The organism is Streptomyces sp. NBC_01476 (assembly GCF_036227265.1).
Taxonomy (GTDB): Bacteria; Actinomycetota; Actinomycetes; order Streptomycetales; family Streptomycetaceae; genus Actinacidiphila.
Window position 1 is genome coordinate 381,049 of the sequence record NZ_CP109446.1, and the last position, 18,578, is coordinate 399,626.

Annotated in this window: 20 protein-coding genes and 1 pseudogene; 12 read left to right on the forward strand and 9 right to left on the reverse strand. The window is 70.6% G+C overall.

The window, feature by feature from the left end:
- Positions 1–381: 381 nt before the first annotated feature.
- The 4 genes and pseudogenes from OG552_RS01635 (at position 382) to OG552_RS01650 (ending at position 3,272) form a co-directional block, all read left to right on the forward strand.
- Complete coding sequence (locus OG552_RS01635; RefSeq protein ID WP_443071128.1) at positions 382–1,179, forward strand: TVP38/TMEM64 family protein; 798 nt, start codon at positions 382–384, stop codon at positions 1,177–1,179.
- Between the two features lie 568 nt (positions 1,180–1,747).
- The gene (locus OG552_RS01640; protein ID WP_329128907.1) at positions 1,748–2,239 is read left to right on the forward strand and encodes a YxiG-like protein; all 492 of its coding nucleotides are present in this window, start codon (positions 1,748–1,750) and stop codon (positions 2,237–2,239) included.
- A 38-nt stretch (positions 2,240–2,277) separates the two neighbouring features.
- Positions 2,278–2,574, forward strand: a pseudogene (locus OG552_RS01645) (transposase); the annotation flags it as partial.
- A 230-nt stretch (positions 2,575–2,804) separates the two neighbouring features.
- Positions 2,805–3,272 (forward strand): hypothetical protein, encoded by a 468-nt coding sequence (locus OG552_RS01650; RefSeq protein ID WP_329128908.1) that lies wholly within the window; start codon positions 2,805–2,807, stop codon positions 3,270–3,272.
- Between the two features lie 333 nt (positions 3,273–3,605).
- Here the strand turns inward: OG552_RS01650 and OG552_RS01655 are convergent, their stop codons facing one another.
- Positions 3,606–4,169, reverse strand: coding sequence for an ester cyclase (locus tag OG552_RS01655; RefSeq protein ID WP_329128910.1), 564 nt, complete (start codon positions 4,167–4,169; stop codon positions 3,606–3,608).
- A 110-nt stretch (positions 4,170–4,279) separates the two neighbouring features.
- Between OG552_RS01655 and OG552_RS01660 the strand changes: the two genes are divergently transcribed.
- The 6 genes from OG552_RS01660 (at position 4,280) to OG552_RS01685 (ending at position 10,026) form a co-directional block, all read left to right on the forward strand.
- Positions 4,280–4,948, forward strand: a complete 669-nt coding sequence (locus tag OG552_RS01660) for a TetR/AcrR family transcriptional regulator (protein ID WP_329128912.1) — start codon at positions 4,280–4,282, stop codon at positions 4,946–4,948.
- 89 nt (positions 4,949–5,037) lie between these two features.
- Positions 5,038–5,877: a helix-turn-helix transcriptional regulator gene (locus OG552_RS01665; protein ID WP_329128913.1), complete on the forward strand. Its 840-nt coding sequence runs from the start codon at positions 5,038–5,040 to the stop codon at positions 5,875–5,877.
- Between the two features lie 680 nt (positions 5,878–6,557).
- Complete coding sequence (gene wrbA / locus OG552_RS01670) at positions 6,558–7,178, forward strand: NAD(P)H:quinone oxidoreductase (protein WP_329128915.1); 621 nt, start codon at positions 6,558–6,560, stop codon at positions 7,176–7,178.
- Positions 7,179–7,305: 127 nt separating this feature from the next.
- Positions 7,306–8,055 (forward strand): SDR family NAD(P)-dependent oxidoreductase, encoded by a 750-nt coding sequence (locus OG552_RS01675; RefSeq protein ID WP_329128916.1) that lies wholly within the window; start codon positions 7,306–7,308, stop codon positions 8,053–8,055.
- 62 nt (positions 8,056–8,117) lie between these two features.
- On the forward strand, positions 8,118–9,209 hold the full coding sequence (locus tag OG552_RS01680) for a zinc-binding dehydrogenase (RefSeq protein ID WP_329128918.1): 1,092 nt from the start codon (positions 8,118–8,120) through the stop codon (positions 9,207–9,209).
- Between the two features lie 157 nt (positions 9,210–9,366).
- Positions 9,367–10,026: a hemerythrin domain-containing protein gene (locus tag OG552_RS01685; RefSeq protein ID WP_329128920.1), complete on the forward strand. Its 660-nt coding sequence runs from the start codon at positions 9,367–9,369 to the stop codon at positions 10,024–10,026.
- A gap of 151 nt (positions 10,027–10,177) precedes the next feature.
- Here the strand turns inward: OG552_RS01685 and OG552_RS01690 are convergent, their stop codons facing one another.
- From OG552_RS01690 to OG552_RS01705, 4 genes are all read right to left on the reverse strand, one after another.
- On the reverse strand, positions 10,178–11,938 hold the full coding sequence (locus tag OG552_RS01690; RefSeq protein WP_329128922.1) for a SpoIIE family protein phosphatase: 1,761 nt from the start codon (positions 11,936–11,938) through the stop codon (positions 10,178–10,180).
- A gap of 125 nt (positions 11,939–12,063) precedes the next feature.
- A complete protein-coding gene (locus OG552_RS01695; protein ID WP_329128924.1) occupies positions 12,064–12,483 on the reverse strand; it encodes a DUF2267 domain-containing protein in 420 nt (139 codons plus the stop codon).
- A gap of 101 nt (positions 12,484–12,584) precedes the next feature.
- Entirely contained in the window at positions 12,585–12,980 is a 396-nt protein-coding gene (locus tag OG552_RS01700) for a DUF2267 domain-containing protein (protein ID WP_329128925.1), read from the reverse strand.
- Between the two features lie 136 nt (positions 12,981–13,116).
- Positions 13,117–13,548 carry an Hsp20/alpha crystallin family protein gene (locus OG552_RS01705; protein WP_329128926.1) on the reverse strand — a complete coding sequence of 144 codons (432 nt, stop codon included), beginning with the start codon at positions 13,546–13,548 and terminating at the stop codon, positions 13,117–13,119.
- A 131-nt stretch (positions 13,549–13,679) separates the two neighbouring features.
- On the opposite strand from OG552_RS01705, the gene OG552_RS01710 reads away from it, so the two are divergent.
- Positions 13,680–14,348, forward strand: coding sequence for a hypothetical protein (locus OG552_RS01710; protein ID WP_329128927.1), 669 nt, complete (start codon positions 13,680–13,682; stop codon positions 14,346–14,348).
- Positions 14,349–14,587: 239 nt separating this feature from the next.
- Here OG552_RS01710 and OG552_RS01715 read toward each other — a convergent pair whose 3' ends face one another.
- From OG552_RS01715 to OG552_RS01725, 3 genes are all read right to left on the reverse strand, one after another.
- A complete protein-coding gene (locus tag OG552_RS01715) occupies positions 14,588–15,493 on the reverse strand; it encodes an SRPBCC family protein (RefSeq protein WP_329128929.1) in 906 nt (301 codons plus the stop codon).
- A gap of 6 nt (positions 15,494–15,499) precedes the next feature.
- Positions 15,500–16,213 (reverse strand): hypothetical protein, encoded by a 714-nt coding sequence (locus OG552_RS01720; RefSeq protein WP_329128930.1) that lies wholly within the window; start codon positions 16,211–16,213, stop codon positions 15,500–15,502.
- 242 nt (positions 16,214–16,455) lie between these two features.
- The gene (locus OG552_RS01725; protein WP_329128931.1) at positions 16,456–17,082 is read right to left on the reverse strand and encodes a hypothetical protein; all 627 of its coding nucleotides are present in this window, start codon (positions 17,080–17,082) and stop codon (positions 16,456–16,458) included.
- Positions 17,083–17,453: 371 nt separating this feature from the next.
- On the opposite strand from OG552_RS01725, the gene OG552_RS01730 reads away from it, so the two are divergent.
- Complete coding sequence (locus OG552_RS01730) at positions 17,454–17,657, forward strand: hypothetical protein (protein ID WP_329128932.1); 204 nt, start codon at positions 17,454–17,456, stop codon at positions 17,655–17,657.
- A 235-nt stretch (positions 17,658–17,892) separates the two neighbouring features.
- On the opposite strand, the gene OG552_RS01735 is transcribed toward OG552_RS01730, so the two are convergent.
- Positions 17,893–18,504 carry an alpha/beta hydrolase gene (locus OG552_RS01735; protein ID WP_329128934.1) on the reverse strand — a complete coding sequence of 204 codons (612 nt, stop codon included), beginning with the start codon at positions 18,502–18,504 and terminating at the stop codon, positions 17,893–17,895.
- Positions 18,505–18,578: the final 74 nt, after the last annotated feature.

The window sequence follows — 18,578 nt, forward strand, 5'->3', positions numbered from 1 at the left end:
AGGGTCAGCGTCGGGTGCCGTCGAGGAGGGCGGGGGCGGGGGTGGGCCGGGTGTTCCGGGGGCTCGGGGTGGGCCGGGGGGCTGCGGCGGGGGCGGGGGCCGGTGCCGCTGCGTGGGCCTGGGCCGGTGCCTGAGCGGTGGGGGCTGTTGCCCGGGCCTGGGCAGCCTTCGGCGCCGCGACCGCTGCTGCGGTGGCGACTGCGCGGAAGGCGGTCCGGAACATGGGAGTGAGCATGCGGCCCGGGGGCCGGGGTTGTCGAAGGGTTTTCAGGCGGGCGGCTGACGGGGTGTCGGGCGGGCCTCGTGCCGCCGGCGGGACGGGAGGGGTGCCCGCTCAGTTAGGCTCGCCGGGTGGCCGACTCCGCCGACCCCGACCCCGCCATCCTCGCTCCCCCTTCCGCTCCCGCTCCCGCTCCCGCTCCCGGATCCGCCGCGCCGCCTGCCCGCGGCTTCGCGGCTCGGTGGTCGCGGGCGGTGGTCTCTCCGTGGGCGCGGTTCGCCCTGCTGGTCCTGCTGCTGGCCTGCGGAATCGCCGGGGTCCTCGCGTGGCAGCCGCAGCGGTTGCTGACGGACGGGTGGCCCCTGCACGCGTCGTCCGGGGTCACCGCGGTGACGCTCTTCACCCTCGCCTACGGACTGGCCACCGTCGCCTTCGTACCGCGCCCGCTGCTCAACGCGGCGGCCGGCGCCCTCTACGGCATCCACGCCGGGCTGCCCGCGGCGATAGGCGGCACCGTGCTGGGCGCCGGACTGGCCTTCCTGCTCGGCCGTTTCCTCGGACGTGACGCCGTACGGCCGCTGCTGCGCGGGCGCGTGGTGCTCTCCGTGGACCGGCAGTTGAGCCGGCACGGCTTCCGGAGCACGCTGGCGCTGCGGCTCTTCCCGGGGGTGCCGTTCGCGGCGGCGAACTACGCGGCGGCCATCTCCCGTATCCGGCTGCTCCCCTTCCTCACCGCCACCGCGGCCGGCAGCCTGGCCAACACCGCGGCCTACGTGGTCGCCGGGAGCCGCGCCACCTCCCCCACCTCACCGGCTTTCCTGCTGGCCCTGGGGTTCCTCGGAGTGACCGGCGTCGCAGCGGCCGCGCTGGCCCGCCGGACCCGTACCCGTACCGGCCCCGTCGCCACCGACGCCAGCTCCCCTGCGGATCGCGCCGACCCGCCGGCGGAATCCGCGTGATGTCCGACGCACGGGAGGTGTTGACGGCGTGCGTATGGTGAGAGGAAAGCGCATCAACGCCCGCCCAGGGCTGTGAGCCGGGCGGCCGAACGGGGGAAGAAAGGTGCGTGCCCGATGACGATCGGGCTCCTCTCCGCGATCGCTGCTGTGTTCTACGGAGGCACGGTCTCAGTCCTCGCCCTTACTGCCACTTTCGCCCGGCGCCGCACGCTGCGGCGTGACGCGCGCAGCACCCTTGCCGTCCTGGTACCGGGGCGAGCGGTGGAGCCGCGGCGGGTGGACGGGGCGGGGGCGGGTCCAACCAGCTGACCGGTGCTGTGAGTTGGTGGCCCCCGGTGGGTCAGGCCGCGGCTTTGAGGGGGTGTCCGCCCCGGCGGATGCCCTTCTCACCGCGGACGCGGGCACGTCCACGGCGTTGTGCGGCCACCGCGCCTCCAGCAGCCACAAGGGAGAACCGACCCCACGTCGGAAGCGCTCGCGAAGCCGCGGAGGATCAGGCAAGACAGCAGCGCCTGGCACCTGTAAATCTCGTTGTCGGACGTCTCGGTGAGGGAGGTAGAAGGACGGCATGGATACCGCCGAACTCGAACAGTTGCTGGACGAGACCTTTGACCACGCTGTCGTGCACCACGGATACACGAACTACATGCGCGACTACGAGGTCATCGTCCACGCGACGGCTGCGCCGAGTACCGGCATAGCGCCATCTCACCTGCGGTATCTCTTCCGGTACTGTGTCGAGGCCTGGTGCCGGACGTCAGTGCCGGCGGAGACCTGGCGGGTCTCTTTGGACGACCGGCTCATCGACTACGAGACCGGTGTCGACCTCGACGGATACGTGTGGGGCGTGAAGTGGCACTGCATGTACCCGGGAGCCAAGCTCCTTCCCGAGTCGGAGGCGACCCAACGCTGGTCGAAAGCCCTTGGAATCGACTTCCACGAGGTACACCTTGAGACCAACGCACACAACCTGACCCTCCTCTTCTCTGATCTCCAGGTGAGCGAGGTGACGGCGGGATACGCACCCTTCGTTGTGGAATCGCAGTCAGGGGTCGATTGATCTTGCGACCAGCGTGTGTCCAGGTCGTTCCTCCAGTCATGGGGCGGGGTGACCTGGCAGACGCTGAGTGGGGACGGTTTCGGCCGCTCCTGCCGGTGGGCAACGCGCGGTGCGGGCGGTGGCGTGATCACCGGGAGCTGATCAACGGGATCTTGCACCGGGTGCGGACCGGAGTGCACTGGCGAGACCTGCCCGAACGCTTCGGGCCGTGGAAGACAGTCCATGAGCGACACCGGTTGTGGTCGGCCGACGGCACCTGGGAACGGCTGCTTTAGCAGATTCAGGCCGAAGCCGATGCCGCGGGTGAGTTCGACTGGAACATCGGGGTGGACAGCGGACCGGCTGTGCTTCAGCCCGTCGCCGATCGCGACGAGGACGCGGCCCAGTGCCTGGGCGTCCACTTCCCCGCGCAGTTCGCCGGCGTCGATGGATGCCTGGACCGCCTGGGCGTGGCCGCAGGGCGCGGCGCCTTCGCCGGTTCAGCCGCGCTCCTCCTCTGCCCCCGCCCCGGACGGGTCGGAAGAACTGGCTGGTCAGACCTGTCCCGGATGGGCAGGATGCCTTCATGGACCAGCCCGTCACCATCGCCTGGCAGTACGTCGTGGGTTTGATCTTCCCGGAGGACTTGCCGATGGCGGCGGCCCACGTGCTGGCCGCCGGCTACGACTCTCCCTCGCTGCGTGACCTGGCCGGCCGTTCCCGGCGCACAGACACCGAGGAGACCGCCGCACTCTTCGAGGGGACAACGAACGAGCTCGGGGTCCGGATCCCCGACGACGAGACCGCCGAACGCTGCCTCTTGCATCACATGGCAACACGGCTGTGCACAGGTGCCGTATCGCCGAGGGACGCGGCGGCTCGGGTCTGGCAGGGGATCGCGTGCCTGACAGCACCTGAGTACGCATTCGTGCAGGCCGTGGGCGAGGAGTACTACCTCGACCATCTGTCCCCCGAAGACTTCCGGACCTGGGAGAACGCGGTACGCCTCGCGGCGGAGGCTCTGGCCCGGACCGCGTTTCCCCTCGCACGGTGAGTTGCGCGGCCACGCCCGCGGACTTCATACGGGTCCTGCCCGGCTCGCGTCCCAGGGCTCGAATCTCTGCTGCTCCACCGAGGCGAACCGCACGCGGTCAGCCCGCCGGCCGGGTCCGACGAGCCGGGACAGGGAGCGGCAGCGGCCGTCCGCGCTCAGGTGGAGCTTGGCGGCCAACCCGCCGCGCGAGCGAACCGGCCGTCAGCACCCGCGCCACCTCCACTCGGCCCCCTTGGAGGCGAGAGCTGCCGGCGGTACGGTCCGGGCGCCGACCGCCCAACGGTAGGCATCAGGCCGCCAACGGTTCACGCATGCCAGGACCCTGAGGGCCCGTCAGGTCCGGTCGAGCGCGGCGGCTGCTTCCGCCGCCTTCGCGCTGACCGCTTCGGCCGCGCGGCCGGCGCGCCCGGTGACCTTCCAGGCGAGCATGCGCAGTCCCACGGACGGCGAGGGCGGGAAGATGCCCAGCTGGCCGAGCATCGTGAGGTCGTCACGCAGCGCCTCGTGGCGGACGACCTTGCCGTCCTTCACATCGAGCATGTGGACCTGCTCGAAGTCGATGTCCCGTCCGGTGGGCGGAATCGCCTGGTCGAGGCGGCCTTCGCGGAAGCGTACGAAGGACGCCGTGTGGGTGCCCTGCATGCGCAGCCGCAGCCACACCTGGTCGCCGTCGCGTACGACAGCGGAGACCGGGAAGCGCAGATCGCTGAAGGCCGAGCGCATCCACGCGCCGGAGGCGAGGGTGCCCCGGGGGCCGGGCAGGGAGCAGGCCGCGGGGGCGACCGAGGCCTCGCGGTTGTGGTTGTCGGGATGGACGACCTCGACCGCGAGGTCGGCGTCGCCCGTCTGCAGGACTCGGAACAGGGCCTCGCCCAGCTCCGCGGGATCGGTCGTCATCTGCGCATCCTTCGCCGGAGGAGAAGCAGGCGGGACCCGCCGCTCCAATTCGAGTAATAAGCGAGATAATGAATACCACACAGCAGCCCCCTTTCGGTATCGTGGCCGCCATGACCGCCAAACGCGCCTATGTCTCCCCCTTGCGGGAGAAGTCCGCCGCACGCACCCGCGAGCTGATCCTGACGCGGGCCACCGCGCTCTTCGCGGAACGCGGCTACGGGCGGGTGACCGTCGCGGACATCGCCGCGGCGGCCGGGGTGGCGCCGAAGACCGTCTTCGCCAGCGCCGGCAGCAAGGCCGAAATCCTGGACCGGATCGTCGACCGGGCCGTCGCGGAGTCCGGCCACGAGGCGGCGGTCGCCCATACGCTCCAGCTGGACACACCGGCCGAGGTGCTCCGGTCGACGGCCCACGGCACCCGGCTCGGCAATGAACGGCAGTTCACCACGCACGAGGCGATCCGCAAGGCGCTGCCCGTGCACGAGAGCGGGGTTGCCCTCTGGGAACGCGCGACCGCCGCCTACCGCCACTCCCTGAACGTCATCGCCGACCATCTCCAGACCCTCACCCCGGGCCCGCTCTCCCCCGCCCCCCAGAAGACCGGCGACCTTTTGTGGCTGTGGTTCGGCCCCGCCGCGTGGCGCACCCTGGTCATGGACTGCGGCTGGTCCTGGGACTACGCGGAGGCCACCCTTGCCCACACCGCTCTCGCGGCCCTGACCCCGGCCGGCGCGCCGCCGGGACCCGGCCCGCAGACGGCGGACAGTGAGGGTCCGTAACGAAGGACCGCACGGCGACCTTGATGCGAGGCGCCTCTCGGGCGAAGCGCGCGTGGATCCATGCAACTGCATCGACGTACACTCGCGGCATGGAGGAACGCTCGACCACTGCAGATCTCAGGGCCCGCGAGCTGGGCCGCTTCCTGATGGCGCGCCGTGCCGATCTCACCCCGGAGGAGGTGGGGCTGCTCTCCGGACCGCGACGCCGGCGCGGGCTGCGGAGGGAAGAGGTCGCCATGCTCGCGGGCGTGGGGGGTTCCTGGTACCAGTGGATCGAGCAGGGGCGCGCCAAGAACGTGTCCCGGCAGGTCCTGGAAGCCATCTCCCAGGTGCTGCGCCTGGACTCGGCCCAGCGGCGGTACGTGCTGGAGCTGGCGGGCATGACCGGCGGTGCGACCGCCGCGTTCCTCCCCGATGCGTCGCTGGCCGACCGGATCGTCGAGGGCTACTCGCCCAGTCCGGCCTACGTGCTCGACAAGTACATGAACGTGGTGTCCGCCAACAGCGCCGCGGTCGGACTGTTCGGGGAACGCCTGGCAGGCGGTAACTTCCTGCGGCTGCTCTTCACCGAGCCGTCGTTCCGAGAGCTGTTCACGGACTGGAGCCGGTCCGCCGCGGAGGCGATCGCCCGGTTCAGGGCCCATACCACCGGCCTGGTCGATGACCCTGCGTTCTGCGCCTTGTCCGTGGAACTGCAGACTCGGAGTGAGGAATTCGCGCGGCTGTGGGAGTCGCGGGACGTTCTGGACGGCCCGTCCGCCCCCTTGGAGATGCGGCACCGAGAGCTCGGCCGCGTCAGCTTCACCCACGTCTCGCTTGATTTCACCGGTCCCGGCGGCTGCCGGCTGCTGCTTCTTCTTCCCGACGGGGCCACCCGCGAGAAGCTCGGCGCCGAAGAGCCCTACCAGGACCTCAAAGTCGCCACCTGAGGGCTGTCCGGCGCACCCTGCAGGACTATGGCCTCGTCGTGGCTACGGACGAGGCAGCGGGCCGCTCATGGCCGCGCGGGCCCGCCTCTCCTCACGGCCGGACCACCGCCACCAGGCGCCCCCAGGGCCGTGGCGGAACAACCGCTCCGGCGAGTACGCACCGGCCGTCCGCCGAAGCGCGGCAGCGCCAGCGGCACCGCGACCACTGATCGCGTAACGCCGGCCTGCGTCGAGCCCCCGTGGCCACTCGTGGCCGAGCACCGCACCAACGCGTCCGCCGGCGTGGACCGGCCGTGAGGGGCGCCGCTGCTCGCCGTCGGCCCCGTCCCGCCTTGCGTACGCGCCGCACCTGCCGCAGGCCAAGCCAACAGGCGTGACCCACCAACGGATCCCGTGGGCCCCAGCCCCCGCACTGGTGGTGCCACCACCAGTGGCACCACCAGTGGTGCACAGGGAGGCTGTGCGGCAGCGTCTGCGTGCCGAATCATGGTGGGTGTGAGTTCGAGGTTCGCCGCCTCGGTGCCCCGTCCGGTCTGCGACCTCCGCGTCTGACCGGCAGGGCCAAAAGCTGCGGATCCGACGGCTCTCGATTTCCTTGTTTGCGCACGCAACGTTATGCGCCGCCCTGACTCACCGAAGCCTCCGGGCTTCACGCGTTCCCCACCGAAACGGACCACACCATGCCCCACACACCCAATGTCGCCGTCATCTACTACTCCTCCACCGGCACCGTTCACGAGCTGGCGGAGACCATCGCCACCGGTGCTTCCGAGGCCGGGGCCGACGTGCGTCTCCTGCGGGTGGCCGAGCTCGCGCCCAAGGAGGTGATCGCCAACGTCAAGCCGTGGGCCGACCACGTGGCGGCCACCGAGCACATCCCGCTCGCCACGCCGGACGACATCACGTGGGCCGACGCCGTCATCTTCGGGTCCCCCACCCGGTTCGGCAACGTCGCCAGCCAGCTCAAGCAGTTCCTGGACACGCTCGGCGGCCTGTGGGGCCAGGGGCTCCTCGCGGACAAGGTGTACAGCGGCTTCACCGCCACGTCCCAGCTGCACGGCGGTCAGGAGTCCACCCTGCTGGCGCTCTACAACTCCATCTACCACTTCGGCGGGTTCGTGGTGCCCCCCGGTTTCACCGACCCCGTCAAGTTCGCCGACGGCAACCCGTACGGCACCTCCCATGTGACCGGTGCCGAGGCGGAGTTCCCCGTCGACCGCACGGCCCGCGCCTCCGGCGCCTTCCAGGGCCGGCGGATCGCCGAGGTCACCAGGACCTTGAAGGCCGGCCGCGCGGCATAACGGCCCGCAGGCAGTCAGGTCCCCAGGCAGTCAGACGCCCGGGCTCGCAGAAGCCCGGCCACGAAGTCGCCGGTCCCGTCCGCACAAGGCCCGGAACCGGATCAGTTCACAGCAAAGGAGTTCAGACATGTCGGTCTTTCAGACGCACGAGGGCCGGGTGGCCGTTGTCACCGGCGCCGGACGCGGTATCGGACAGGCCATCGCGGTCGATCTCGGCGCGCGTGGCGCCACGGTCGTCGCGGTCGACCTCAACAGCCCCGGCGAGACGGTCGCGCTCCTCGCCGACAAGGGGCACACGGCGCTCGGCCTCACCGCCGACGTGTCGAACCCGGAGCAGACCGCGGCCGTCGGCGAAGAGATCGCACACCGCTTCGGGCGGGCGGACATCCTGGTCAACAACGCCGGCATCTTCCCCTTCCTCGACATCGACGAACTGGACTACGACACCTGGCGGCGCGTCCTCGCGGTCAACCTGGACTCCCAGTTCCTCATGGTCAAGGCGGTGCTGCCGACCATGAAGAAGGGCGGCTGGGGCCGCATCGTCAACCTGACCTCCAACTCGATCGTCACCAACGTCGCCGGTATTTCGCACTACATGGCAAGCAAGATGGGCAACATCGGCTTCAGCCGCGGCCTGGCCAACGACCTCGCCCCGTTCGGTATCACCGTCAACGCCGTCGGCCCGACCCTGACGATCACCCCGGGTTCCCAGCAGGTCCACCCGCAGGAAGCCCTTGAGGCCGCCGCGCAGGCCCAGGCCATCAAGCGCAACGGACTGCCGGAAGACCTCACCGGCACCATCGCCTTCCTCACCAGCGACGACGCCGCCTTCGTGACGGGCCAGACCGTCATGGCCGACGGCGGCTACGCCCGGTGACCCCACCGGTCGGCCCGGCCAAGATCCTCGACTCACAGAATCAGACGAAGGACAGACAGAACATGCGCAATGTGAAGCGTGCCGTGCTGGTGAAGCCCGGTTCGCCCCTGGAGATCTGGGAGCGCCCCACCCCCTCCGCGGCCGGCCGCGAGGTCATCGTGTCCGTCCAGATGTCGGGCGTGTGCGGCACGGACCATCACCTCCAGTCCGGTGACATCAGCCTTCCCAACCCGATGGTCCTCGGGCACGAGGCCATCGGCCGTATCGAGGAACTCGGCTCCGGCATCACCACCGACAGCGCCGGCGAGCCGGTCGCGGTGGGAGACGTCATCTACTGGCAGCCGGCGCAGCCGTGCTACCGCTGCTACTACTGCACGGTCCTGGAAGACGTGTCCATGTGTCCGAACCTGGTCACGTTCCAGCTGCACCAGCACGCGGACAAGCCGCCGGTGGGGACCTACACGGAGTACGCCTGGCTGCCGGACCGCACGGCGTTCTTCAAGGTCCCGGCGGATGTCCCGGCCGACGCCCTCATCGCGTTCGGCTGCGCCATGCCGACCGTCCTCCATGCCCTGGACCGGCTGGGCGGCATCCAGTACGGGCAGAACGTCGTCGTGCAGGGCTCCGGGCCGGTCGGCCTGGCCGCGACGCTTCTGGCACACCTCGCCGGCGCGGGGAGCGTCACGGTACTCGGCGCACCGCCCAACCGGCTGGAAATGGCCAAGAGGCTCGGCGCCACCACCACGATCGACGTGACGAAGACCAGCGAGCAGGAGCGGGCCGCCGCGGTCATGGAGATCACCGGCGGGCGCGGCGCCGATGTCATCGTGGAGGCCGCCGGCCGGGTCCCGGCATTCACCGAGGGCCTCCCGCTGGTGGCCACCGACGGGACGTACATCATCCTCGGCCTGTGGTCCGCGCCGGGCACCTCGCCGGTCGAGCCGCGCTATCTCAACAACCGCAACATCAGCGTGATCGGCTCGGCCTATACGACGCCGCGGCACATGTACGAGACGATCCGGATCACCCGGATGTGCCACCAGCGGTTCCCGCTCGCCGAGATGGTCACGCACCGCTTCTCGCTCGACCAGGCACAGGACGCGATCGACGCGGTGGGCCGCGGCGAGCCACTCAAGGCAGTGATCGTGCCGTGACCACTGCTGTGCGTGCCCAGGACAGGTAACGCCGACGACGGCATCTGTGGCAACCTTGCGGGCTTCGGCCGCTTCCCCGGGGCCGTCGTAACCCCTGACCATTGCCACCCAATTGTCATCGATCGAGGTACCAGTGAACAGCCCAAGCAACGAGCCCATGGCCGACGTACGGGACATGTACATGGCCCACACCATGCTCCGCCGGGAGTTCCGCCTCCTGCCGCAGGCGGTGCTGGACGTGGCTGCGAACGACACCAAGCGTGCGGAAGTCGTCGCGCTCCACGTCGAGTTGGTGTGCGGCGTCCTGCATCTGCACCACGAAGGCGAAGACCTGGTGCTGTGGCCGCTGCTCCTTGAGCGTGGCGGCGAGGCGAGCGCGGCCATCGTCCCCACGATGGAGGAGCAGCACAACGCCATACACCGGGCCTACGACGAGGTGACCGGGCTGCTGCCCGGGTGGCGTGCCACGGGACAGGGCGGCGAGGAACTCGCCCGCGCCCTGGAGCAGTTGCTGTCCGCGCTGGTCGAGCATCTCGCGCTGGAGGAGAAGGAGATCCTGCCGCTGGCCGAGAAGCACGTCACCGCCGCCGAGTGGAACCAGTTGGCCGAGCACGGGTTCGCCAAGAGCTCGAAGAAGACGCTGCCGCTGACCTTCGGTATGGCGATGTACGAGGCGGACCCCGAGTTGATCAAGGATCTGCTCGCGCAGGCGCCGCCGCCTGCCCGCCTGATCATGCCGCTGCTCGGGCCCCGCCTCTACGCCTCCCGCGCCCAGCGTGTCTACGGAACCCGCACACCACCGCGGGTCGGCGCCTGAGGCACCGCGCAACGGGCCGCCCGCGGACCGGTGGACCGGTGCGCGGGCGGGCTTTCGCGCGGGATCACGCCCGCATCTCAGCCGACGGAGGTGATCGTGGCGTCGTTCGCCCTCCAGGCGACCACCGCCCAGCCCGCGGCCTGACCTGTTGTCAACGGCCCGCCCGGGGAGCCTCGTTCGCAAGCGGATCCCCCAGGGCGGCCGGGGTGCGCAGAGTGAGGATGGCGACGTCGTCGTCATTGCCGGCGGGGCGGGCGCGCTCCAGCAGCAGGTCGGTGAAGGCGGGCAGCGGGCGGTGTGCCAGCGAAGCGGCATGCTTGCGCAGCCGGTCCATGCCGTCGTCGATCGGGCGGTCGTGGCTCTCGACCAGCCCGTCGGTGTAGAGGACCAGCGTCGACTGCGGCGGGAGCGTGAGGTAGGCGTCGGTGCGTACCGGCGACAGGCCCGTGGTGAGCAGCATCCCGTGCCCGTCGGTGAGGTAGCGGGCCTGCCCGTCGTGGGTGACCAGGAGGGGCGGCGGATGGCCGGCGTTCGTCCAGGCCAGGCGCCATGTGCCGTCCTCGGAGCGCTCCACGACCCCGAAGATCAGGGTCGCCATCGGCACCCCGGTGATGTGCGTGACCGACGTGTCCAGCCGGTTCAGGATCGCGCTGGGCGGCCCGTGGTGGGTCCACGCGTAGGCGCGCAGCACACTGCGGATCTGCGCCATCCCGGCTGCCGCGTCCAGGTCGTGTCCGACCACGTCGCCGATCGCCAGGGCCGTCGTGCCGTCGGCCAGCAGGAAGGCGTCGTACCAGTCACCGCCGACCTGCGAGTCGTTCGGCGCGGGCACGTAGCGCGCGGCCATCTGCAGTCCCGGCACCGAGGGGAGCTGCGGCAGCAGGTGGCGCTGCATCGTCTCGGCGATCTTGCGCTGGCGCTGGTAGAGCCGGGCGTTGTCCAGGGCAAGTCCGGTGCGGCGGGTGATGTCCTCCAGCAGGGACAGATCGGCCGGGGTCAGCGGGTCGGGGCGCTTGGACCGCCCCAGCGTCAGTGCGCCCAGCACCTCCCGCACGCCCCGGATCGGCGCGATCGCCGCCGAGTGCATGCCCGTCGCCTCGAAGAGCCGCTGCTGTTCCAGGGCGATTCCGGAGTCCGGCGGCCCCTGGTACGTCACCGGTGTCACCAGCGTCGACGCCGCGCCCCGCAACGCCCGCGACAGGGGCATCGGCGATTCGGCCGGCACCGGCGGCATCGGCCCCTGCAAGTCCTCCCGGACGACGAGTTCGCCCTCCTCCTGGTGCACCACCATCGTGCGTTGCACCTCGTCGACCTCGGTGATCAGGTCGATCACCGCCCAGTCCGCCAGCCGCGGGATCACCAGCCGCACCAGGCGGCGCAGAGCTTCGTCACTGTCGAGCGTCGACGTCAGCCGGGTGGTCGTCTCGGCCAGCAGCGCCAGGCGTTCCAGTTCCGGCAGCGTCGAGTTGCCGGCACCGCCGGGTTCCGGCACATCGGTGGCCGCCGGCTCCGGGCCGGAGTCGTAGAAGACCACCAGCACGCCCAGCTCATCCCGTGCAGTGGCGCATGGTGTGACGAGCCACGACAGCTGGACCAGCGCCCCGTCGCCCTGCTCGAACCAGCCACTGCCGCCCTGCGTGCGCCGGCCCAGGAACGCCTCCACCATGCGGCACTGGGCCCTGGCCAGAGGCTGGCCGTGGCGGTCACGGTGGAGCAGGTCATGGGCGTCCCGGCCGACGAGATCGGCCGCGTTCCTTCTCAGCAGTCGCTCCGCGGGCGCGTTCACCGCGGCGATCGCGCCACGCTCGTCCACCAGACAGGCCGCGGCCCCCAGCAGGCCGGGCAGTCCGCCCGCCTGCGTCGTCTCCGGTGCGGGCGCATCTCCTGTCCCCTCGTTCGCCTCGTTCGCCATCCGCCCGCACCTCCTCCGATTGCATCGCCCGCCGTCAGCGTCAGGTTCTCACGATCGCCGGGTCGCCGGGAGACGTCGATGGCTCGACGTCCCCCGGCAGGCCGGTACCGTACTCCGCCGCGTCCCTAGGCGGCCTGGACGAGTTCGGCGCGCCCGAACAGGAGCGCGTAGCCGGCGGGCAGCCGGTCGAGGATGCGGGCGAGAAGCTCGCGGCCGGCCAGGGCGGCGACCGCGGTGAGGACCACACCGGCGTCCCAGCGGGCGGTGGCGTGGGTGCCGCCGGTACGGGCGGCGATGTCCGCCACGAAGGCCCAGCCGTTGAGCTGTTCACGGTCGGGAACCTGGGCGGTGAGGGTGATCGCCGCCTCCACCGGGAGCTGGGCCGCGAGCGCCGTACGGTCCTCGCCGGTCAGCTGCCGCCCGAGGGCGGCCAGCACGGTGTGGACCGCTTCCTCGGCCCGCTGCCTGGTGGGATATGCGCCCTCGTAGCGCACCGATTCCAGCAGCTGCTCGAACCTCGTACGGGATGCGGGGCGGGAAAACATGGGCGGGACGTCTGCCTTTCTCGCTCGGGGTGGGTACGCACAGCGGGTGGATCCGGGGATCGGCGGATCAGCGGATCAGCGGATCAGCGGATCAGCGGGGGTCAGGTGGGTTGTGGCAGCCCGAAGAGCAGGTCGTAGCCGGGAGGGAGCTGCAGCAGAATGCGGTCGGTGAGTTCCCGGCCGGCCGCGTCGGAGACCGCGCTGAGGACGGCGCCTACGTCCCAGGTCGCGGTCTGCTCCGTGGCGCCGGGGATCCACGCGGCGGTCGCGCGCACGAATCGTTCGGCGGTCAGCGGCTCTTCCGCCGGCAGGGGGTTGAGCAGGATCAGTGCGTAGGTCTCCGGCAGGCGGGCGGCGAGTTCCGCGCGTTCCCTGCCGACCAGGTGCGCGCCCAGGAGAGCCAGGACGACGCGGGCCGCCCGTTCGGCCTCGTGCCGGGTGTCGTATTCGCCGCGTTCCTGCACCCGGGACAGGAACGCTTCCGTACGCGGGGTCACCTCAGCCTCCTCGGGGTGCGGGCTTGCGAGCCAAGGACAGGCAGGAGAACGGGGCCGTGGGCGGGGCCGGGACGGGGCGGCGGCCCCGCCCCGGCGGTGACCACCGGCAGGTGCGGGCGGTCGGGCGGCTCGCCGCTCAGCTGCTGATCTGCTGGTGCTCGGGCTTGGCGCCGATGGAGATCCGGCGGGGCTTGGCACGCTCGGTGATCGGGATCCGCAGCGTCAGGACACCCGCGTCGTAGTCCGCCGCGATGCGCTCGGTGTCGAGGACGTCAGCCAGCGTGATCTGACGCGAGAACACGCCCAACGGCCTTTCCGAAAGCTCCAGTTGCGCGTCCTCGGCCCGTTCGGCCGGCCGGCGCTCGGCCCGCACGGTCAGGATGTTGCGCTCGACGTGGATGTCGATCGCCTCGGGGGACACCCCCGGCAGATCGAACGAGACCACGTACTCGTCACCCTCGCGGTAGGCGTCCATCGGGATCGCCGAGGGCCGTGACCAGGTCCCCGGGCCCATGAGCTGCTGAGCCAGGCGGTCCAGTTCGCGGAAGGGGTCGGTGCGCATCAACATCGCGAAACACCTCCAGTCGGTCCAGGCAGTGAGACTGCCAATGCGCTTCACCTGAGATCCGTTGTAGCATGTCATCCATTCGTTGACAACTCCGATGTCATCCGAGAGGTGACGCCACCGAAGGAGGTCCCATGCACGCTGCCGATCCCTCGTTCCCGCCCGACGGCCCGCGCACCGATCCGGTCTCCTTTCTCGCCGCCTCCGCGGCCCTGGAAGCCATCGGTGAGGCCGTCCGCACCGCCGCCGACGACGACAGGCGGCCAGGCCCCGACCCCCTGCCCGAGCAGGCCCTGGCGTCCCTGCTCCTGCTCCGGGAGGTGCGAGAGCGGCTCGCCGGCTGGGAAACCGGACTGATCGAGACGGCCCGTGAAGCCGGCGCCAGCTGGGCCGATCTCGCCGCGCCGCTCGGCGTGGCCAGCCGCCAGGCCGCCGAACGCCGCTACCTGCGGCTGCGTCCCGGGCACCCCGGCACCACCGGCGAGGAGCGCGTCAAAGCCACCCGCGACCGCCGCGCGGCCGACCGCAGCATCACCGCGTGGGCCCGCCTCAACGCCGCCGACCTGCGGCGGCTCGCCGGCCGGATCACCGCCCTCACCGACCTGCCCGCCGGCGCCCGGGCCACCCTCCTCGACCTCGACCAGGCGCTGGGCACCGACAATGCCGCGGACCTGATCGCTCCCCTGACAGCCGCCCGCCCGCACCTCCAGGGCCATCCCGAGCTCGCGGCCCGCGTCGACACCATCACTCATCAGACCCACCGGCTCCGCCAGGCCAGCGACGACCAGCGCACCGGCGGCTGACCGGCCTGGGTCCGAGGGGGCGGGCCCGCCACGCGGGAACGGCCGGCCGGCGGCTATTCGCCACGCCGGAGCCGCCCGGGGACGTATCGCCCCGGGCGGCACGGCCGCGGAAAGAACTCGAACGGGACGGAGACGGGTGGAGGGTGCACACAAGGGCCACGGCCCGCAGCGATGTCGTCGTCATGCCGGATCGGCTACCGTTCCGCGCGGGCGACACCGGGAAAAGCGGGGCGGGGAATCTACTCGTCCTCGTCCTCCGTCTCGTCCTCGTATTCCTCATCGGCGTCCGTCTCGTCCTCGTCTTCGCCGTCCGTCTCGTCCTCGTCTTCGGCGACCGCTTCGTCATGGGTGCGGACGATCTCCCCGTCACGGATTTCGCCGCGCCATCCCTCGGGCTCGTCCTCGGAGAAGGTGACGTACCGCTGGAAATTCTTGAAGTCCAGCCGGATCCGCCTGCCCTGCACCCGCCAGATGTTTCCGGTCTTCTCCACGACTCCGGACGGGTAGTACACGACGACGAGGACGATCCGGGTGAGCGTGGGAGCGATCTCGTGGAAGCTGACCGCCCCCTGCGTGGTGCCCTGAGAACCCTCGGACGTCCACACGATGCGATCGTCCGGCAGTTGCTCCTGCACCGTGGCCTTCCACTTCCGCGTGGACGGCCCGACCTTGACGGTCCACTCACTGGTCGCCTCGTCACCGCGTTCGGCTTCCTTGACGCCCTTGGTGAATCCGCTGAAGCTGTCGTACTCCGTCCAGTGGTCGTAGGCGAAACGCAAGGGCACCCCGACGTCGATCGTCTCGACGATGGTCATGGCCTTGGTGTCGGCGGATTGATCGCCCCCGCCCGATCCGCCGCCCGGCACCATGTCCTTGACCTTTCCGGTGACCTTCTCCTTGACGTCTTGGGCTTTTTCGCCGGCGACGGCCTTCACCGGAGATTCGCCGTGGAGTACCCGGGCGCCGATCTTCGGCAGGGTCCCGCTGTCCTCGTCGACACTGGAGAGCCCCGTCGCGTCGGTCAGCTTGTTCCCGGCCTTCTGCGCCAAGTGCTTCATCTGCGCACCCAGATACTGGCGAAGCTCCTGCTTGAGAAGCGTCATCGGGGTCGCATCGGTCCCGGCGTCCTTCTGATCGGTTGCCACCACAGATCACCTCTCCCGTCGAGGCCGCGAGGCCGACTTCTTGGTGGGCGAGTCCTTTCTCGCCGCGGTCCTCTTCGCAGGAGCGGACTTCTCCTCGGGACGCTTCCTCGCCGCGGCCTGCTTCCTGGACGCGGCGGGTTTGCCCGGCGCGGACCTCCCGGCGGAGGACTTCGGTTTCCCGGTACCGCCGGTCCGCTTCTCGGCCGTCGGACGCCGCCGGGGTTTCGCGGGCGGGGGAGGCTCCTCGTCGGCCTCTTCGCCGTCCTGGTCCTCGTCGAATGCGTCGTCGAATTCGCCGTCGAATGCGTCGTCGGCTTCTTCGGCCGATTCTTCATCCGGCTCCGACTCCGGCACCGTCTCTGACTCTGGCTCGCCGCCGAGCGCGAGCGTGCGTTCGTGCAGGGCGTCGGTGAGAGCCGTCAGGGGGCGTTTCGCGGCTGCCGACGTGACGGCACGTGCCTTGCGTGCGAGGGGGTTGTGATGAGCTTCCTCTTGCTCCTCGGCCTCCTCGCCCTGCTCGGCATCCGGCGTCTCCTCGGATTTCTTCGCCGGGACTCCTGGGAGTCTGTGAATGCCGCCGGATATCGCGTGGCGCGGACTGAGACCCTTGCCCACCAGGAGCGCTGCGGCGGTCAGGGCTATCCGTCCCTTTTTGGAACGGCCGAGTGCGTAGCCCCCGGCCATGGCCGCGGCCAAGCCGACATTCTTCGATTCACCCACGATGCTCCGCCTTCCACTGACGAGTGAGGCCGTTGGTTCTCATCGGTTGTTCGGGGCCGGTGTGGTTCGTCGCCCCCGCGGCACCCGTGTCCCGGGGCGGGTCGGCGGGATACCCGCGGGCCGGACGTCCGGCGGGCCCGGCCGAGACCTGCGCATGGGCTGTTTCCGGGCGATCGGAGTCACAGGCCGCTGCGACCGGACGGAGGACGGGGCTCGGGCATGGGTCAGCGCTGCCGCCGTACTCACCTGCGCCGGCTTCCACGGGCGGGGGCTTCCTTCCCCGCTGCCCCTTCGGCGGCGGCCTTCCTGGCCATGGCCTTCGCGGCCGGCGGGTTCTTCGGTCCGGGCCTTCTGGCGGACCTCTCGGCCTTCGCCTTCCTCCCCAGTGCCTTCGCCTTCGCGGCGGGAGGGTTCTTCGGTCCGGCTGCCCGGGCGGAAGGCGGTGCGGTCTTCGTCTGCTTGGCGGCGGGGGGCGGAGAAGGCGGAGCGGGCGTCACCGCTTGGTCGTCCGGGTGCCCCGGCTCTTCCTCTCCCCCGGCGCCCTCTTCCTCGTCCCCTTCGTCTGTGGCGCCTTCTACATCTTCCTCATCTTCTACGTCTTCTACGTCTTCCGGCTTCCCGGCGGCCTCACTCTCCAGGAGCGAGCGCGTCTGCTGTTCGAGGGCACTGGTGAGCGATTCGCTGAATTGTTCGAACTGGGGGCTCTCGGTGAGCTTTCTGATGCCCTGGCCCAGCAGCGCCATGGGGTCCAGGGCGCGGCCCGTTGCGAGGGACAGAAGGCTGAGAGCGAGCTTCTCTTTGTTGTTGCGGCCGACGATGTAACCCGCCGCCACGCCGACAGCAATCATTGCCCTGGTACTGGAATCCATAGCGATTTCCCTTGGGGAGAGGAGAACGCGCTTCGCCTGGGGCACTCACCCGACACCGACCGGGAGTCCTGCGGGCTGGTGGTTCCACCGTCCCCGGGACCTCTTGTGGCGCTGCGCGAACCGGCGCGTCCCGGGAAAACGCCCCACGCATCCACCATCCTCCAGGCGGCAGCCGGGCGCATCTTCGTCACGTACTGACCGCCGTCAGGCGCGTCGCCCGTCCGGACGCCTTCCTACGATCTTGGATTCCGGCCGGTCGTCCCGGGCCGGTCCGGCCCCGCCGCCCAAAGGTCTCCGGTGGCGGCGGGACCGGTCATTTGAGACGTTGTAAATGTCCGCAGCAGGCTTATCGCCGCCGAGGAGGATGTGAGATGTCCGAGAACCCGATGGCTGAGATGACAGGCCGGATGTCGCCGGAGAATCGGAAGTGGGTGGAAAATCTGCCCAACGAACGCAAGCGCGAACTCATGCAGAAGTGGCAGGAAGAGGGCGGGCGCACCGGCGTCGGCAACGTGAACAGCGAGCCCAACAACGCGGACGCCGACGCCATGGTCGACGAATTCCGCAAGAGCTGACCCCCAGCGTCGCGACGCTTCACCGGAAGGGGCCGGTCTCCTTCATGCCTGCGCACCGACCGGGCGCGGAGCGGGGAAAGCCTGCGCCAGCCCGCCCCGAGCCCCAGCGTCCCGGCCCTCCCGTCCCCTGACCGCGCGCTCGCCCTGCGAACATCCCCACGAACGTCCGGTGCGGCCCGGGCCCGGACAGCTTGCGACCACCGGATCCGGACTGCGGACGGAACCGCCCCGCTGGTCAGTGTGGGTACGTGGTCAGGCGGGTGGCGAGGGTGGTGGGGTGGGACAGGGCGACCAGGTGGCCGCCGGGGATGGTGTCGGTTGGGAGGCCGAGGCGGTCGTGGGCGACTCGGCGCTGGAAGTCCAGGGGGAAGAAGCGGTCCTGGGCCGCGGCGAGTACGCGGGTGGTCACGTCGGGCCATTGTGCGATGTCGCAGGGCTGGGTGAAGGCGATCTCGGCTTCGGGGCCCTGCTGACCCACGTCGGCGGCGACCTCGGACGGCACGTCGTGCAGGAAGTAGGTGTCCAGGTCGAACTCCACGGCGTAGCCCCCCGCTTCGGCCGCCGCGACCCGGGCTTCCTGCGATCCGGTGTTGTCCCACCAGGCCCCGGGTGTTTCGCCCGGCAGCGGGATCATCGCGTTGACCAGCACCAGCAGCGCCACGGGGACGCGGGCGCAGACCATCGGGGCGGTGAAGCCGCCCATCGACTGGGCCACCACCACGACGTCGTCGTGATCGCCGACCGCGGCGACCACCGCGTCGGTGTACTCGGGCAGCCCCGCGGACTCGTCAGCGCCCGGCAGTTCGACAGCGACCACCTCGTGCCCTCTGGCCCGCAGCTCCGGCACGACACGATGCCAGTACCAGGCCGCGCCCCCCGGCCCCGGGAATCAAGACGAACACGCTCATCCTTCGCCGTCTC

Coding starts and splice junctions, on each gene's coding strand:
- OG552_RS01640 (WP_329128907.1), top strand. CDS start 1,748: ATGGATACCGCCGAACTCGAACAGTTGCTGGACGAGACCTTTGACCAC.
- OG552_RS01650 (WP_329128908.1), top strand. CDS start 2,805: ATGGACCAGCCCGTCACCATCGCCTGGCAGTACGTCGTGGGTTTGATC.
- OG552_RS01655 (WP_329128910.1), bottom strand. CDS start 4,169: ATGACGACCGATCCCGCGGAGCTGGGCGAGGCCCTGTTCCGAGTCCTG.
- OG552_RS01660 (WP_329128912.1), top strand. CDS start 4,280: ATGACCGCCAAACGCGCCTATGTCTCCCCCTTGCGGGAGAAGTCCGCC.
- OG552_RS01665 (WP_329128913.1), top strand. CDS start 5,038: ATGGAGGAACGCTCGACCACTGCAGATCTCAGGGCCCGCGAGCTGGGC.
- wrbA (WP_329128915.1), top strand. CDS start 6,558: ATGCCCCACACACCCAATGTCGCCGTCATCTACTACTCCTCCACCGGC.
- OG552_RS01675 (WP_329128916.1), top strand. CDS start 7,306: ATGTCGGTCTTTCAGACGCACGAGGGCCGGGTGGCCGTTGTCACCGGC.
- OG552_RS01680 (WP_329128918.1), top strand. CDS start 8,118: ATGCGCAATGTGAAGCGTGCCGTGCTGGTGAAGCCCGGTTCGCCCCTG.
- OG552_RS01685 (WP_329128920.1), top strand. CDS start 9,367: ATGGCCGACGTACGGGACATGTACATGGCCCACACCATGCTCCGCCGG.
- OG552_RS01690 (WP_329128922.1), bottom strand. CDS start 11,938: ATGGCGAACGAGGCGAACGAGGGGACAGGAGATGCGCCCGCACCGGAG.
- OG552_RS01695 (WP_329128924.1), bottom strand. CDS start 12,483: ATGTTTTCCCGCCCCGCATCCCGTACGAGGTTCGAGCAGCTGCTGGAA.
- OG552_RS01705 (WP_329128926.1), bottom strand. CDS start 13,548: ATGTTGATGCGCACCGACCCCTTCCGCGAACTGGACCGCCTGGCTCAG.
- OG552_RS01710 (WP_329128927.1), top strand. CDS start 13,680: ATGCACGCTGCCGATCCCTCGTTCCCGCCCGACGGCCCGCGCACCGAT.
- OG552_RS01725 (WP_329128931.1), bottom strand. CDS start 17,082: ATGGATTCCAGTACCAGGGCAATGATTGCTGTCGGCGTGGCGGCGGGT.
- OG552_RS01730 (WP_329128932.1), top strand. CDS start 17,454: ATGTCCGAGAACCCGATGGCTGAGATGACAGGCCGGATGTCGCCGGAG.